General features: G+C 62.4%; 23 protein-coding genes. 19 read left to right on the top strand and 4 right to left on the bottom strand.

Features of this window, described 5'->3' with window-relative positions; genetic code table 11:
- Positions 1-91: 91 nt before the first annotated feature.
- The 14 genes from OVY01_RS13570 to OVY01_RS13505 all read left to right on the top strand — a co-directional run bounded on the left by OVY01_RS13570 (position 92) and on the right by OVY01_RS13505 (position 7,864).
- Positions 92-1,294: a tyrosine-type recombinase/integrase gene (locus OVY01_RS13570; RefSeq protein ID WP_267848140.1), complete on the top strand. Its 1,203-nt coding sequence runs from the start codon at positions 92-94 to the stop codon at positions 1,292-1,294.
- Positions 1,295-1,391: 97 nt separating this feature from the next.
- On the top strand, positions 1,392-2,282 hold the full coding sequence (locus tag OVY01_RS13565; RefSeq protein WP_267848139.1) for a hypothetical protein: 891 nt from the start codon (positions 1,392-1,394) through the stop codon (positions 2,280-2,282).
- Between the two features lie 127 nt (positions 2,283-2,409).
- Entirely contained in the window at positions 2,410-2,619 is a 210-nt protein-coding gene (locus OVY01_RS13560; RefSeq protein ID WP_267848138.1) for a helix-turn-helix transcriptional regulator, read from the top strand.
- Positions 2,620-2,631: 12 nt separating this feature from the next.
- Positions 2,632-2,772, top strand: coding sequence for a hypothetical protein (locus OVY01_RS13555; protein WP_267848137.1), 141 nt, complete (start codon positions 2,632-2,634; stop codon positions 2,770-2,772).
- Entirely contained in the window at positions 2,772-3,047 is a 276-nt protein-coding gene (locus OVY01_RS13550) for a helix-turn-helix domain-containing protein (RefSeq protein ID WP_267848136.1), read from the top strand. The genes OVY01_RS13555 and OVY01_RS13550 overlap by 1 nt, the downstream gene beginning before the upstream one ends.
- Entirely contained in the window at positions 3,047-3,745 is a 699-nt protein-coding gene (locus OVY01_RS13545) for a hypothetical protein (protein WP_267848285.1), read from the top strand. The genes OVY01_RS13550 and OVY01_RS13545 overlap by 1 nt, the downstream gene beginning before the upstream one ends.
- On the top strand, positions 3,738-4,037 hold the full coding sequence (locus tag OVY01_RS13540; RefSeq protein ID WP_267848135.1) for a hypothetical protein: 300 nt from the start codon (positions 3,738-3,740) through the stop codon (positions 4,035-4,037). Before OVY01_RS13545 ends, OVY01_RS13540 begins: the two co-directional genes overlap by 8 nt.
- Positions 4,030-4,416, top strand: a complete 387-nt coding sequence (locus OVY01_RS13535) for a hypothetical protein (protein ID WP_267848134.1) — start codon at positions 4,030-4,032, stop codon at positions 4,414-4,416. Before OVY01_RS13540 ends, OVY01_RS13535 begins: the two co-directional genes overlap by 8 nt.
- Complete coding sequence (locus tag OVY01_RS13530) at positions 4,413-4,592, top strand: hypothetical protein (protein ID WP_267848133.1); 180 nt, start codon at positions 4,413-4,415, stop codon at positions 4,590-4,592. The genes OVY01_RS13535 and OVY01_RS13530 overlap by 4 nt, the downstream gene beginning before the upstream one ends.
- Positions 4,589-5,947, top strand: coding sequence for an AAA family ATPase (locus OVY01_RS13525; RefSeq protein ID WP_267848132.1), 1,359 nt, complete (start codon positions 4,589-4,591; stop codon positions 5,945-5,947). Before OVY01_RS13530 ends, OVY01_RS13525 begins: the two co-directional genes overlap by 4 nt.
- Before the next feature lies 1 nt (position 5,948).
- Positions 5,949-6,491, top strand: coding sequence for a hypothetical protein (locus OVY01_RS13520; RefSeq protein ID WP_267848131.1), 543 nt, complete (start codon positions 5,949-5,951; stop codon positions 6,489-6,491).
- Positions 6,481-6,810, top strand: a complete 330-nt coding sequence (locus OVY01_RS13515) for a hypothetical protein (RefSeq protein WP_267848130.1) — start codon at positions 6,481-6,483, stop codon at positions 6,808-6,810. Before OVY01_RS13520 ends, OVY01_RS13515 begins: the two co-directional genes overlap by 11 nt.
- A gap of 41 nt (positions 6,811-6,851) precedes the next feature.
- Positions 6,852-7,022: a hypothetical protein gene (locus OVY01_RS13510; RefSeq protein ID WP_267848129.1), complete on the top strand. Its 171-nt coding sequence runs from the start codon at positions 6,852-6,854 to the stop codon at positions 7,020-7,022.
- The gene (locus OVY01_RS13505; RefSeq protein ID WP_267848128.1) at positions 7,022-7,864 is read left to right on the top strand and encodes a hypothetical protein; all 843 of its coding nucleotides are present in this window, start codon (positions 7,022-7,024) and stop codon (positions 7,862-7,864) included. The genes OVY01_RS13510 and OVY01_RS13505 overlap by 1 nt, the downstream gene beginning before the upstream one ends.
- A 283-nt stretch (positions 7,865-8,147) precedes the next feature.
- On the opposite strand, the gene OVY01_RS13500 is transcribed toward OVY01_RS13505, so the two are convergent.
- Positions 8,148-8,273: a hypothetical protein gene (locus OVY01_RS13500; RefSeq protein WP_267848127.1), complete on the bottom strand. Its 126-nt coding sequence runs from the start codon at positions 8,271-8,273 to the stop codon at positions 8,148-8,150.
- On the opposite strand from OVY01_RS13500, the gene OVY01_RS13495 reads away from it, so the two are divergent.
- Positions 8,272-9,222, top strand: a complete 951-nt coding sequence (locus OVY01_RS13495; protein ID WP_267848126.1) for a phage protein — start codon at positions 8,272-8,274, stop codon at positions 9,220-9,222. The genes OVY01_RS13500 and OVY01_RS13495 overlap by 2 nt on opposite strands.
- Positions 9,223-9,265: 43 nt before the next feature.
- Positions 9,266-9,526: a helix-turn-helix domain-containing protein gene (locus tag OVY01_RS13490; RefSeq protein WP_267848125.1), complete on the top strand. Its 261-nt coding sequence runs from the start codon at positions 9,266-9,268 to the stop codon at positions 9,524-9,526.
- 349 nt (positions 9,527-9,875) lie between these two features.
- Here OVY01_RS13490 and OVY01_RS13485 read toward each other — a convergent pair whose 3' ends face one another.
- Entirely contained in the window at positions 9,876-10,016 is a 141-nt protein-coding gene (locus tag OVY01_RS13485) for a hypothetical protein (RefSeq protein ID WP_267848124.1), read from the bottom strand.
- Between the two features lie 92 nt (positions 10,017-10,108).
- Between OVY01_RS13485 and OVY01_RS13480 the strand changes: the two genes are divergently transcribed.
- Complete coding sequence (locus OVY01_RS13480) at positions 10,109-10,315, top strand: Rha family transcriptional regulator (protein WP_349293525.1); 207 nt, start codon at positions 10,109-10,111, stop codon at positions 10,313-10,315.
- A 187-nt stretch (positions 10,316-10,502) separates the two neighbouring features.
- Here the strand turns inward: OVY01_RS13480 and OVY01_RS13475 are convergent, their stop codons facing one another.
- Both OVY01_RS13475 and OVY01_RS13470 read right to left on the bottom strand, forming a co-directional pair.
- Entirely contained in the window at positions 10,503-11,528 is a 1,026-nt protein-coding gene (locus OVY01_RS13475) for a glycosyltransferase family 9 protein (RefSeq protein WP_267848123.1), read from the bottom strand.
- On the bottom strand, positions 11,525-12,439 hold the full coding sequence (locus OVY01_RS13470; protein WP_267848122.1) for a glycosyltransferase family 9 protein: 915 nt from the start codon (positions 12,437-12,439) through the stop codon (positions 11,525-11,527). Before OVY01_RS13470 ends, OVY01_RS13475 begins: the two co-directional genes overlap by 4 nt.
- 237 nt (positions 12,440-12,676) lie before the next feature.
- Here OVY01_RS13470 and OVY01_RS13465 point away from each other — a divergent pair, with 237 nt between their 5' ends.
- Both OVY01_RS13465 and ettA read left to right on the top strand, forming a co-directional pair.
- A complete protein-coding gene (locus tag OVY01_RS13465) occupies positions 12,677-12,937 on the top strand; it encodes a hypothetical protein (protein WP_267848121.1) in 261 nt (86 codons plus the stop codon).
- Positions 12,938-13,079: 142 nt separating this feature from the next.
- A complete protein-coding gene (gene ettA / locus OVY01_RS13460; protein ID WP_267848120.1) occupies positions 13,080-14,747 on the top strand; it encodes an energy-dependent translational throttle protein EttA in 1,668 nt (555 codons plus the stop codon).
- The last annotated feature ends 44 nt before the right edge of the window (positions 14,748-14,791 follow it).

Below are 14,791 nucleotides of genomic sequence, written 5' to 3'. Positions count from 1 at the left end.
ACACAATCAGGCATACCCGGTTTTTCCGGGTATAGAACCGGGTACGAAAAAGACACCGGTTGCAAAAACCGGGTACGACACCGAAACCGCCATGCTGACCGACATCCAGTGCCGCAACGCCAAGCCGAAGGACCGGCCGTACAAACTGACGGACGGCAAGGGCCTCTACCTGGAGGTCAAGCCGAACGGTACTCGCGCATGGCGGTACCGGTTCGAGCTGGCCGGCAAAGAAAGCATCCTGGCGATCGGCGACTATCCAGCCGTCAGCCTGTCCGATGCCCGCGTGGCCCGACAGAAAGCCCGAGACCAGGTGAAGGAAGGGATAAGCCCCGTCCACGCCCGGCAACTGGAGCGGATCAAGCGCGAGCAGGCCCACGCGCAGACGTTCGAGCAGGTCGCCCGCGAATGGCTTGCCCTCAAGGATTGGACCGCCGAAACGAAGGCGCGCCGCCTGGACACGCTCCAACGCATCGTGTTTCCGTCGATCGGCAAGCTAGGCATCGCCTCGGTCACGTCCGCCCACGTGTTGCGCATCCTGCAGAAGACCGCGAAGACCGCGCCCACAGTCGCCGCCGAGGCCCGTCGCGCGATGTCCGGCGTGTTCGAACTGGCGATATCGACCTTGCGCGCCGAGACTGACCCGGTGTATCCAGTCCGCAGGGCAATCCCGCCGAGCAAAACGCAGCACAAGCGCGCGCTGGGCGTCGACGAGATCGGGCAACTGATGCGCGACCTCACCAGCCATGAGTCCAACTTTCAGACGGTGGGCGCGTTCCGGCTGATGTGGGCGACGCTTTGCCGGCCGTCGGAAGCGATAGAAGCTGAATGGTCAGAGTTTGACCTGGAGAGCGCGACTTGGACGATCCCCGCGGAACGGATGAAGAAGCGTCAGCAACACGTCGTCCCCCTGCCCTCACAGACGGTCGCCATGCTCGCCGGCATCCGCGGCGTGAACGGCAACACCCGGCACGTTTTCCCACACCGCGACGACCGCAAGAAGCCCATGACGACTGCTTCCCAGCGTGGCGCGCTCAAGGCGCTGGGATGGGCGACCAAGTACAGCCCGCACGCGACCCGGACGACCGGCAGTACGCGGCTTAACGAGATGGGGTATCCGTGCGACTGGGTCGAGCGTCAGCTTGCCCATGTGGAGCCCAACGCCGTGCGGCGCACGTACAACCAGGCGCAGCACCTCGACGACCGGCGCAGGATGATGCAGGCATGGGCGGACATGCTCGACGCCCTGGAGGCCGGCGGCAAGGTCATCCCGGGCAACTTCCGCAGGACCGCATAACCGTCTCACGCCGCGCCTAGATCGGCCAATCGAAAAGCGGGCACCCTACCCGTCTGGCGCGGCACCTTATTTATAGGGGCACGTAAGGGAACGTGTGATGAGCCAAGATGAGCATGAGAGTTTGCCTGAAAACTCAAAGCTGACAGACCTCGATGCAATTTCATTGCATTATCAGAAACTGCTCACGCAAGCAGAAATAGAAGACCGCCAAGACAAAATAAACCAACGAAACATAGCATTTTGGGCAGAGCAACAACGGAAAATAAATAAAGCTCTTTTGTCTCCGCCCACGGTGAAAACTGCCGAGCAGCTATATCACCTGTACGAAAAAACTACGCCACAAATAGCGAAGGATCACCTAAAAAAGGATTTCAATACTTTTCTACTTGATGCAGCCCAAGCGCGGCAACCAAAGTGGGCTAAATGGGATCACGTCCCAGAGGTCGAACTGTGGGCTGCAGTAGCGCTGTCTTTTGACGTCGAGCCGGAAAGAGTGCAGCGAGTAGATAAAGACTACGACGGCGGACCTCCGAAATTTGGAGAGGGCGACGAGTTTGCGGACCGCATGTTCATCGCCCGCGCAAATCTGAGCGTCAATCCAAAACTACCAGTTCGCTCAATCACAATGGGAAACCAAGATCGATGCACGGTTAGAGTCGAAGACTTTGCAGCGTGGGCTATATCGGTCAAATGGGAGATACCGGAACAACTGGCGATTCGGGTCACGCTGGTCCCAGAGGTTGCATTAGATCCAAAGGCACAGGGCGAAGATGCTTCGGAGAAGCCAAAGCATAAAGAGGCAACTCTTATTGCGATCATTGGCGCTCTTCTGATGGAATATTCATTGACCGGGACTTCCGGAAAACTAAGTCAAAACGATGTAATTAAGACGTTACTTGAAAACTACAGTCAGATACCAGGCCTCAAAAGGGCAACGCTGGAGACGGTTTTTGCCAAAGCCAACAGATCCATAAAAATGAACGAGTGACTGCCCTATCACCCTATTTAGGGTAGCGCTCTACCCTAAATGGGATAGTCAGCCAGGCCGCCAGAAATAACCTGTGGTCACCAGTAGCGCAAACAGTTGCGCCACACGGAACCACAGGAGTTACACCATGTTCGCAGCATCCCCCAGCCGCAAGATGCGCCCGCCCAAGGCCGCTGATCTGTGCGGCGTCAGCGTGACCACCATCTGGCGTTACGCGCGCACCCTCCCCGACTTCCCGAAGCCGATCAAGCTGTCGCCCCGCGTAACCGTGTTCGACGAAAACGAGCTGGTGTCGTGGCTCGGCAAGCGCGCCGCTGAATCGCGCCAAGCGGCATAACGGGAGCGAGCCATGCACACGACAAAAAAAATGGCCGCTGCCGTGAAGGCGAGCGACCAAGCACAAAACCAAAAGCACAACAGTCCGAAGTCCAATTCTATCGGCTTCCCCGCCCGTATACAAGCGGCATCGGCCGGCGTGGAGGTGGCGTAATGGACCGTCAATCGATTCTCACCGCCTTCCCGGGCAATGATGCCAAAACGCAGTGCAAGCGCATCGAAGCTGCTCTCCGCCATGTCGGCCCCCTCACCACCATCGAAGCCCGCAAGGATCTCGACGTGATGATGCCCGCTACCCGTGTGCATGAGCTGCGCCACGCGCACGGTCTGAACATCATCACGACCCGGGTCGATCGCCAGACCGATGCAGGCCATACCCACCGCGTCGCCGTGTACACGCTGCACCCGGGGAAGTGGAGGAAAGCATGATGAAAATTTCCAATGTGTGTACCCCGGTCGGTGCCAAAGGTGACAAAAGGGGCTTCTGGCACTTTTGGCACCTACCCCCGGTGCCGTTTCTCAAATTCGTGCGCGAAGAAACATACGGGCAGCACTTGACGAAGGTACCCTTTGGTCCTATATTGATCGGTATGGTTCGCGCACTCCGCGAGGACCGTTTCTCCGAAAGGAAGCCCATCATGAAGACCTTACTTCGTGCGCGCCTGCTCGCGCCCAATGAACATGACCAATTACTTACCCCCGTCGCCCGAGGACATGGCACGCCTAAAAGAGGAGCTGAAAAAGAGCAGCACGGAAATGGCGGATCTGTTCGGAGTGTCTACCGGACGGGGATGGCGCAAGTACATGGCGGCGGATGCGAACAACAGGCGCGAAATGGGGCTGCACATGTTGTTCTTTGCGATGGCTCGGTTGGAATTGGATCAATCCACGATCGAGCGCGTGCTCAATCGGATGCGCTCAGCCGGCGCGACTATCGATCTGGACAAGCCGACCGAGTAATTCTCCGCGTTCACACCGAACGCAACAATCAACTCCTCGCAGCCATTGCCCGTGACGCCCTGCGCGCCGCGGCAACGGCACCGACCGTCGTCGACGCGCTCGACGTAGCCGGCGATGCCCTGCGCGCCATTTCTGAGATGACCCGCGGCGAGGTTCGTCATGGCTAAGCGACGCTTCCAAGTTGGCGACATGGCCCGCATCAGGCGCTCCATTCACCCGGAATTGGTCGGAAAAATCGTCGTCATCGAAGAATGGATGCCGAAATTCAAGGAATGGGGCGTATGCCTCGTTGCCGGGATTGCATACGGCGCGAGCGTGGAGACTGGCCGGCTGATCAGGTCGCGCCGCTGCAGCTGCCGCGATAAGTCGTTGGAGCGCCTTCCTGACATCGATCCAGACTTGATCGCTGATGCCAGCGTTGTCAAGAAGATCAAGAAAATCGAGGTGCGCCATGGCTAAGCAACCGACGAATTTCCTCGAAATCCCGTGCCACTCGTTCTCCGACCGCGTGCTCAACGGCAAGGCCAAAGAGACTGAACCGCTGTTCCGCGCTCTCATTCGTGCTCAGGCCATCGCCCGCGGCGCGGCCGTCGTGGCCCGGATGCAGAACGCCAACACCGCGCAGGGTGACTACTTCAAGTCGGAGGACGGCGAAGGCGTGGAGGCACCGGTCAGCGGCTATTCGATGGAAGCGTTGATGGGCCTGGTGGCCGTCGCCTGCGAAACGCTCGACAACGAGATCGACGACCTGGCCGGGTGGGCGGAGAAGAACGTCGCCCCCGAACCGGCGGCGGTAGCACCGATCAAGCGTGGCCCGGCGGCCAAGGTGGCCGCATGACGACATCCACCACAGTCAAGGCACGCGTCTCCGCGATGATCGATCGCGAGATGCAGCGCTGCGCCCGCGCCATGGGTGACGGCGCATGGGAGCAGCACCACGAATGGGTGCAAGCCTACCTCGTTACCAGCGCGAAGGTCTGGCTGCTCGAGCAATCTCGAAAGGGGGCTCTGTGACCAAGATCGACTATTTCGACGACCTCGACATGGACGCGCTCCTCGCGACGAACGAGCGCAACAAGGCGGCGCGCAAGGTCAGCGCTGCGCGCGACGAGTTCATCGGGCAGGCCAAGCCGGCGGCAGCGAAGCCGGCGAACAAGCCGTCCGTCATGCTGTCCTGCGCCGCGGACATTACGCCGGAGGCCATCGTGTGGTTGTGGCCCGGCTGGTTGCCCGCTGGCAAGCTGACCATCCTCGCCGGCTCGCCGGGCACGGGGAAAACCACGCTTGCGCTGTCCCTGGCCGCCGCAGTGTCGAAAGGCAGTGCATGGCCTGACGGCACCCGCCACGCGACGCCGGGCACCGTGTTGATGTGGTCGAGTGAAGACGACCCCGCCGACACCCTGGTGCCACGCCTGATGGCTGCGGACGCGAACCTGCGGAACATCCAGTTCATCCGGCAGACGTCCGATGTGAATGGGGAGTTACAGCCGTTCGATCCGTCGCGGGATATTCCCCTGCTGGGGGAACGCCTGGAGCAGATGGGCGGCGCTCAGTTGCTGATCCTCGATCCGATCATTTCGGCCGTGGCCGGCGACGCCCACCGGGTCAACGACGTGCGGCGCGATTTGCAGGCGCTGGTTGACATGGCCGGCGCGTACCGATGCGCGGTCCTCGGTATCAGCCACTTCGCCAAGGGCGGCAAAGGAACGAGCCCGGCGGAGCGCGTAATCGGCTCCCAGGCGTTTGTCGCCCTGGCCCGCATGGTTCTGGTCGCCGCGAAGGACGAGGCGGCAGAGCGGCGCATCCTGGCCCGCGCCAAGTCGAATATCGCGCCGGATGACGGCGGCATCGCCTACACGCTTGAGCAGGTGACGATGAACCACCTGGAGGCAAGCCGGGTTGTGTGGGGCGAGGCGATCACCGGCAGCGCGCGCGACATTCTGGGCGACGTTGAAGAAACGGACGACGACGAGAAAACCGAGATCGACGAAGCCGGCGACTTCCTGCGTTCAATTCTGGCTTCTGGCCCCGTCCCGGTAAAGGCGCTGAAAGCGGATGCAACCGGCGCCGGTTATTCATGGCGGACGATCGAACGAGCGAAGCGCGAAATCGGTGCGCAAGCACGGAAGGGAGGCATGAAAGACGGTTGGACGTGGGTGCTTCCTCTCGAAGGCCGACAAGACCGCCACGAAGAATCTCAGTCACCTGGAGATGGCGGTCTTCATGATTCATGGCGGTCTTCGTCAGATACAGGGGGTTTAGAGGCACAGAACACCGCCAATATTCACGAAGGCCGCGAAGACCGCCACGTCCAGGAGAGTGGCAATCTTCCGGAATCTTCGGCGCCCGACGCCGACATGGAGGTGTGAGATGGCCGCCAAAGAAACCCTTGCCCGTCTTACCGCTGCCGGCTTCACGCTGCGGGTGAACGCCGCCGGCGACAAGGTGCGCATTTCCCCATCCCCTGTTCCGCCTGAGCTGGTCGAGTTGGTTCGCGCGGACAAGGCGGAACTACTCGCGCTGCTGTCGCGTGTCGAGACCACCAGGTCCGGGGTATCAACAGCCAATGCGCGCACGCCGGCGACGACGGGCTGCGGAAGTGTATCGCCCGCACCCGAAGCCCCCACTTCGGGGTATTCCACCAACGGCGGAACATCGCTCGCAGGCTTCCCCCTCGACCCCGATTCCGGCGCGCCGTTCTCGCCCTGGATCGCGCCGATGACCGCCGACGAGTTCGACTGCCGGCGCACCGAGCTGGTAGGGATGATCGAAGACCTGGCCGAGATCGAAGGCTGGCCGCGCGACTATCTCGACGACGTGCTGAGCCGGGCCATCCGCGGGCCGGTGGGAGACCTGCGGCCGAACTGGCACTACTTCACCAAACGCTTGAAGGAGGTCCGCCATGGGCGATAACAGCACGACGAGGCCGAAGCCTGACCGCGCGTGGATCGCGATTGACGGCGAGCTTGCGTATGCCAAGAAGGACCGGCACGGCGGTGTCACCGGTTCGCTTGTCACCGTCGGCGCCGATGGCAAGGAGCACCGCATCCATCTTTACGCGAAGGATGGGCCGATGGGTAGAAAGCTTCGCTTCTTGCCGAGCGATCAACACGTCCGGATCGTGGGGCGCTTCATGATCTCGGACTTCGTTGACAAAGCTGGAGTGGTAAGAAAATCTCACAAAATCGTCGTCGATAGCATATCCGTTCTTGATCTGCAAGAAAAAGCGTAAACTATCCACTTTGTAGTACTAAATTCTGAGTAGGACGATAAATGACTGATACCAAGCAACAAACAACGACCGCACCGCGCTGGCAGATCCGCGACCAAGCCGGCCGCGCGTTGTGCGATTACGTCTCGCATCCGATCGCGATTGAGATGCTGTCAGTGTTCCAGCATCACGCCATCCCGGTGACGCTGCGCCTTGTGCAAGGGGGTGCGTGATGTTCTATGAACCCGGCGTAACGACATGGAAGGTGGTGGACGGCGAAGGTGTTGTCCTCAATGAGCATGTGACGTACACCCAGGCCAATGTTTTGGCAGAGATGTACCTGACGAGTAACCCGAATCGCGGCATCCACATCAAGGCGATGGTCGAGGCGGCCGCACCCCAGGCGCCCCAGGTGCCACTGGAAGCAATCGCCGGTGCCGAGAAAGCGGCCGTGACGCGGATGGTCAACGGTGGCGAGCGTGACGCCCTGCGCGAGGCGATCGAAGCCGAACAGCAGGCGGCGGCGACGCTCGATGAGCGCAAGGGCGTGGCGTCTCGCGCTGCGGTCATGCTGACCGGTCTCCAAACCGCGTTGGACAAAGCCATCGCAGACCGGGAGAGCCGGATCGCAGAGAGCGGCGCCGAGCTGGTCGCGGCCATGCGCAGTGGTGGTGCTGCGATGGTCGATTCCGGCGGCCGGTTGCTCGACATCGCCTCGGCCACATTCAAGCGCGACGCCGCGCAGAGTGCGAAAGCGCAGATCGACGCCGACCTGAAGGAAGCTGAGGCGGCCCACGTCGTAGCGGAGTCGCAATGCCGGCTCGCCGTCCGCGCCGTGATGTCTGCCGAAGCCGTCGTCATGGTGGAGCGCCTGAAGGTCATCAAGGCGGAAATGGGAGTCATCCTGGCCGCGCTCGACACGCTGGGCCTGCATGGTGGCCACCTGCCATTTTCGGCAACGAGCGGTATTCACGACACGCCCTATGGTGATCAGGACGCAGAAAACCGCCGCTGGGGCCGCTTCGCCGCGGCGCTACGTGCCGATCCCGCCACACAGATTGGAGAGCTGCAATGATCCGGATTTACACGCGCGATGCGCCGATGAAAGGCTCCCTGAGCACGGGGCCCTTGGCTACCCCGGTGGTGGCCGCGTACTCCCCCCGGTCGCGCCCAGCGGCCGCCACGACGGACGATGCCGGCCGGCGCGAAGCAAAGCCTGCCGCATCGGCTTGGGACGACATCAATGAGGTGCATCGCCGGTTCTGGGCGCGCGGTAAAGAAAAGACGGGGGCTCGGTCATGAAAGGATGGACTGTTTCCGACCCAACCGGGGCCATCCACGGCACGCGGTTGACGCAGTCAGAAGCTGGAGACTTGATGGCAGCCGTTCGACGCCTTGTCCCTGACCACGTCGAAGTCATCATGCACCGCGATGGCGACTTGGTAGAAGCCTTGCCGAAGTGGATAACGGAGGACAGGAATCATGGCAGCCAGTAACTCGCAGTGGATACGGAAGCTGAGTTTGGTCGCGGCGGATCAAAACGGCAGAGGGATCGATCTGGGCAATTTCCGGGTCAGATTCGAGGTAAGGCGAGGAGACACAGAGTCCCCGAATACCTTGGTTGCCACCATCTACAATTTGTCGGCCCAGACTTCGAACAAGGTCGGGGGCGAGTATTCGAATATCACCCTCCAGGCCGGGTACGAGAATGGTTCGTACGGCACCCTCTTTGTCGGGAATGTTAAATGGACCGAGCGAGGCAAAGAAAACTCGACGGACACATTCCTCAGGATCGGCGCGGGGGACGGGGATGAAGCCTATAACTTTTCCGTGTGCAACACGACCTTGGCGGCCGGCGCGTCAGCGCAAGACATCATGAACGCCATGACCAATGCTTTTGTGAAGCAAGGCGTCGATAAGGCAGAGGATTTGGATAAATTCGTTGGAGTCATCCCTCCCGAAACACTGGCGCGCGGGAAGGTCCTGTTCGGTATGGCGCGCAGCCACATGCGGGACTGGGCCCAAAAAAACGGTTTTCGCTGGTCAATCCAAAACGAAAAACTCGTACTCGTGCCGGTCAGAGGGTATCGGCAGCGCGAGGCAGTCGTTATCTCATCGACCACGGGGATGATTGGTATCCCGACCGCGAATCAGAATGGCGTCTCCGTCAGGTGCCTCATGAACCCACTGATCGAGGTCGGATGCCTGATCAAAATCGAGCAAGGCGACATCAACACGCTTACGGTCCAACAGCAGGGCTTCAGATACCAGGGACTCAACGTCTCGGCGCCGACGACCAAGGAAGGTTTCTATCGCGTGCTGGTCGCTGAGCACACCGGGGACACCCGAGGGCAGGAATGGTACACGGACATCACGTGCCTGGCCGTGGACATCTCGGCCACGGCGTCCGAATCGGTGGCAGTCCCGGGCTGACGTCTGACCATCCCAACCCCCGCAAAACCCCGCAGAAAAGACTATGAAAATTACCGAGATCCAGGTGCATGAAGCGCTTTGTCGGGCCGTAGGCGGGGAGTCCGTTCGATCCCTCGCCCGCAAGTTCGGCGTAAACGAATCGACGCTGCGGGAACGGTTCAGTCGCACCGGTGCATCGCCAGAGAAAATCCGCGATCTGGCATTTCAACTGTTCCAGGCGCAACAGACCCTCGCGCGGCTGAATGAGGCTCAGCAGGCGGCGGTCCGGCGTCTGGTGCGAAAGGCCGGCGTGGGCACTGCTTGATTGACCCCACCTTTACGGAACTACTACAGGGCCCTTACGGAAAGCAGCCGAAGAATGGCGCGGAACGCCCGCCCAGCAAAGCTCTACGTCGAGTTAGGCGAAGATCAGGTAAAAGTTGCCGTCAAGGCTGAGGCGCTGGTATCCAAGAGGTCGGTATCCACTCTGGTATCCATGGTTCCAGCCCGTCCCGCTTGGTTCGCACCGGGGAGGTTCGCACTCAGGTTCGTACGGAAACGGCCCCAATCGCGGCCCTGCCTTGTTTCCAGTTTCCACCTTGTTTCCACGGAAACCGCCCTATCTGCGGGCCTGCGCGGTTACCAGTTACCACGCTGGTTACCACAGGAATCGCCTACTTTTTCTTCGGCGGTGGCGATGGCGTCTTTTTGGTCTGACTCAAATCCGAGCCCGCGACCGACTTTTGGGCCGGAGTGCTTTTCGGGTTGGATAACTGCTTGCTGGAAAGCGACCCATCTTTCTTGCTCGTGGTCATGATCTCTGCCCCTGGAGTGGATTTGCCCTGCGATGCCAATGTAGAGGCGGAGCATACGACTTACGAGTGGCGTTTACCCGGCGGCCCGCTGGATGCGCTCTGTTGCCGCATCGCCGCGCGCTGTCAACGCGGCAGCACCGCCCAACGGCGACCGGCAAACGATGTCGAGTCGGGAAATTGCTGAGTTGACGGGTAAGCAGCATAAGGACGTTCTGCGAGACATCGACGGGATGCTGGAAGGCCTCGGAAATAGATCGGCGCAGTTTTGCGCCGATCACCCCCCTGGATGGTCGTCTTGACCACGCAGCCGGCGCCAACTGTGACCGAGATAGTGACTTCCATCGTTGGCGGAAGTCTTCCCCCCCAGCGGGGGAGGAGCGCTCAGGCTTGCTTGCGTCGGCGAAACCGGGTATGAAACCGGGTACGATCTGCGACGACCATCGCCCTACCCCATGCCCATCATGGAAAAACGACGAAATTTACGGTTCAACGTCTGACCGAAAGCGACCCACTCGCGCGCCCCCTGGCGGCCTCGCGTCCCGCCAGCGCCGAGAACACCGCCAGCACGCGCGCGCACGTCAGCGTTTCGCGCCAGAAAATCTCCTTCAGGCGGGCGGTCGGCACCCACTGCCAGGACAGCACCACCCGCGTCTCGCCCCAGGCGGGACGCCAGCGCTGGGCGACGCCGCGCCGGCGAAACAGGCTGATCGTCGGAATGCCGAGATTCGACGCGAGATGCCCGACGCCCGAATCGTTGCCGATGAACCAGCCCGACTCGTACACCCAGCATGCCAGCAGGTGCAGATCGGCGAAATGCGGCGCGGAGATCCGGTGCGCGTCGAGATCCGGCCAGCGCTCGCGTTCATGCGGCGCGATCACGAAATACACTTCGAAGCCGCGCTCGCGCAGGCGATGCGCGAGCCGGATGAAGCGGTGCGCGGACCACCGCTTGTCGTCGGTGCTGGCCTCCGGATGAATCACGATCCGCTGCGCGTGGCGACGATGCTGCAACCCCGCGGGCGCGCGCATGCCATTGTCGAGATCGACATCCGCGAGGCCGAGTTCGTTACGACAGAAGTCCGCGAAACGCTCGGCCATGCAGCCGCGTCGATGGCCGAACTCGACGTCGTGCAACGTCCGCACGCGCGGATGCAGGGCCGTCAGATCCGCCACCGGCTGGTCATGCTGCATCTGGATCACGGTGTGAAATGCCGCCAGACGCGCGCGCAATGCCGCGGGAGGCGGCAGGGGCGCGATGCGCACGTCGGGGAACCATTCCCTCAGCACATGCGCGGTAGAGCCGAAGACCTCGACATCGACGCCGTTGCGCCGCAGGTTGTCGACGATCACCATCGAGACCAGCGAATCCCCAAGGGCGTGGGACATCACGAATGCCACCCGCCCCAGCGCGGCGGACGGCGATTGCACGGGCGCCGCGACAGGCGACGGCACGGACGATGTCGGGGTCGGGGTCGGAAAATGCGGCGCCAGGGGGGTCGCGTCGGTCCTCATCGCAAGGGCGTCTCCAGTCGCAGACGGTGGAACGCACGCAGCACGCGCCCCACCGAGAGCATGTATTTCCAGTAGCGTTCCTTGAGGCGGCCGCTAGGGAGAAAGGCGCCGCCGACCAGCACGTCGCCCGCCCCCCAGCCCGGGCGCCAGGTCCGTGCGATGCCGCGGCGCATGAACAGCGACAAGGTGGGGATCTGCAGGTTCGACGCCAGATGTCCGACGCCGGAATCGTTGCCGATGAACCAGCCCGACTCGTAAAGCCAGCCCGCCAGCTTATCGACCGAACCGAGATCCGGCATCATCATGCCCGCGGCCTCGACCGATGCCCAAGCCGACCGTTCCTCGCCCGCGACAACGAACTGGGGATCGAATCCGCATTTGCGCAGCATCAGGCCGAGACGCAGGAAACGGGGGGCCAGCCAGCATTTGTCGGCCGTGCTCGCCGTCGGGTGGATCGCGACGCGCATCCGGTATCGGCGATGCTGCAGGCGGGTCGGCGGGGTCAACCCATTGCTGCGCCCGACGCGCGGCAGTTTCAGTTCATCGCGGCAAAATTCGACGAGCCGGTCGACCATCGAATACGGCGCGGCCGACCGGAAGACATGCGCGAGCAGGATGACGCGGGGATGGCACTCGGTCAGGTTCGCGAACGGCTTGTCGTCATGCAATTGCAGCACGGCGTCGAATTCCGCGAGGACCTCGATCAGCTTCGCCGCAGGGGCATCGAGCGCGGGCCTGACCCGCAGCGCCGGCAACCAGTGCCGCAGCAGATAGCCCTGCTGACCGAACACCGTGACGCGCGCACCATTGAGCTGCAGATTGTGGGCAACCGTGACCAGGAGCAGCGAATCGCCCAGTGCCGGCGAAAGTATTACTGCTACTTGCCGGAATACCGGCGTGGTTTCGACCATCTTGCCTCCTCACCCACCATACGGCCTACCGATCCGCGCCGACCCGCCGCGTGCACGCCGGTCGTCCGGCGACCGCCGTGCGACGACATTTCCTTCCAAGGTTACGGTGCCGCGGGCGGCTTCAGGTTACCGACGCCCTTCCTTTTCTTACCACGTGCTGCAGGATACACGGGACGGGCCGCCCGCCGGGCGCAAGTTGCGTTACATTGACGGATCCGTCTTCAACGTGATTCCGTCATGACTTTTCTTCGCGTCGTCCTTGCCGCTGCCCTCGTCAGCACCGCCCTGCCCGGCTCCCTGGCTTTCGCGCAGAACGCGCCGGGAGTGCCGGGCGGCATTCTCGGCGACAGCTTCCAGTTGAACGAGCATCCGCAGATGCCGTTCGCGGCGTCCGCGCCGGATGTCAAATACCAGCATGGCCGCAGCGCGGCGCGCAAACGCGCGGACAACGGCGATCCGAGCGGCTGCAACCTGCAATGTCCGTCGGATGCCCAATAGCCGCTCCTGACCGAATGGAAGGTCGTCGGCGGCGCGCCGATGCCGTAAAATCGGCCTGTCGTCGCTCGTCCTGCGCACCGGAACGCGCCACGGGCGACTCTTTGCAACGCGGCCCGCGCGGCCGCCTTCCTACCGGTTTTCCATGGCACAGTACGTTTTCACGATGAATCGCGTGGGCAAGATCGTCCCGCCCAAGCGCCAGATTCTCAAGGATATTTCCCTCTCCTTCTTTCCTGGGGCGAAGATCGGCGTGCTCGGCCTGAACGGTTCGGGAAAATCCACGCTGTTGAAGATCATGGCGGGCACCGATCGCGAAATCGAGGGCGAGGCGACGCCGATGCCCAATCTGACGATCGGTTATCTGCAGCAGGAACCGCTGCTCGATGCCGGGCAGACGGTCCGTCAGGCGGTCGAACAGGGGCTGGGCGAGATTTTCACCGCGCAGCAGAAGCTCGATGCGATCTACGCGGCCTACGCCGAGCCGGACGCGGACTTCGATGCGCTCGCAGCGGAACAGGCGAAATACGAGGCGATCATCGCCGCCTCGGACGGCGCGAACCCCGAGCAGCAACTCGAAGTGGCCGCCGATGCGCTGCGTCTGCCGCCCTGGGACGCCAAGATCGGCAATCTGTCGGGAGGCGAGAAGCGCCGCGTGGCGCTATGCCAGTTGCTGCTGTCGAAGCCGGACATGCTGCTGCTCGACGAACCGACCAACCACCTCGATGCCGAATCGGTCGACTGGCTGGAGCAGTTCCTCACGCGTTTCCCGGGTACGGTCGTGGCCGTGACCCACGACCGCTACTTCCTGGACAACGCCGCCGAGTGGATCCTGGAACTCGACCGTGGACATGGGATCCCCTGGAAGGGCAACTACAGCAGCTGGCTCGACCAGAAGGAAGCGCGCCTGACGCAGGAAGAGTCGTCGGAATCCGCGCGCCGCAAGGCCATCAAGCAGGAACTGGAGTGGGTCCGCCAGAACCCGAAGGGCCGTCAGGCGAAATCGAAGGCACGCCTGGCCCGCTTCGACGAGCTGAACAGCCAGGAATACCAGAAACGCAACGAAACACAGGAAATCTTCATTCCCGTGGCCGAGCGCCTCGGCAACGAAGTCATCACCTTCGACGGCGTGAGCAAGGCCTATGGCGACCGCCTGCTGATCGACAACCTCAGCTTCACGCTGCCGCCGGGCGCGATCGTGGGCGTGATCGGTCCGAACGGCGCGGGCAAGTCGACGCTGTTCCGCATGATCGCCGGCATGGAAACGCCGGACAGCGGCGCGGTGAAGATCGGGCCGACGGTGAAGCTCGCGCACGTTGGCCAGAGCCGGGATTCGCTCGAGGGCGACAAGACCGTGTTCGAGGCGATCGCCGACGGTTCGGACCTGCTGACGGTCGGCCGCTACGAAACACCGTCGCGCGCCTACCTCGGCCGTTTCAACTTCAAGGGGGGCGACCAGCAGAAAAAGGTCTCGAACCTGTCCGGCGGCGAACGCGGACGTCTGCATCTGGCGAAGACGCTGTCCGCGGGCGGCAACGTGCTGCTGCTCGACGAACCGTCGAACGACCTGGACGTCGAAACCTTGCGGGCGCTGGAAGACGCGCTGCTCGAGTTCGCCGGCTGCGTGATGGTGATTTCCCACGACCGCTGGTTCCTCGACCGGATCGCGACGCATATCCTCGCGTTCGAAGGCGATTCGCAGGTCGTGTTCTTCAACGGCAACTATCAGGAATACGAGGCCGACCGACGCGTGCGTCTGGGCGAGGAAGCCGCGCGGCCGAAACGCCTGCGCTACCGGCCGATCACGCGCTGACGCCCCGCGTTCGCGCCGCCGCGCCCCCGTGTCCGGGCCTCTGC

The sequence above is a fragment of the Robbsia betulipollinis genome, from assembly GCF_026624755.1.
GTDB lineage: Bacteria > Pseudomonadota > Gammaproteobacteria > Burkholderiales > Burkholderiaceae > Robbsia > Robbsia betulipollinis.
This window is presented reverse-complemented; position numbering and strand designations above follow the sequence as displayed.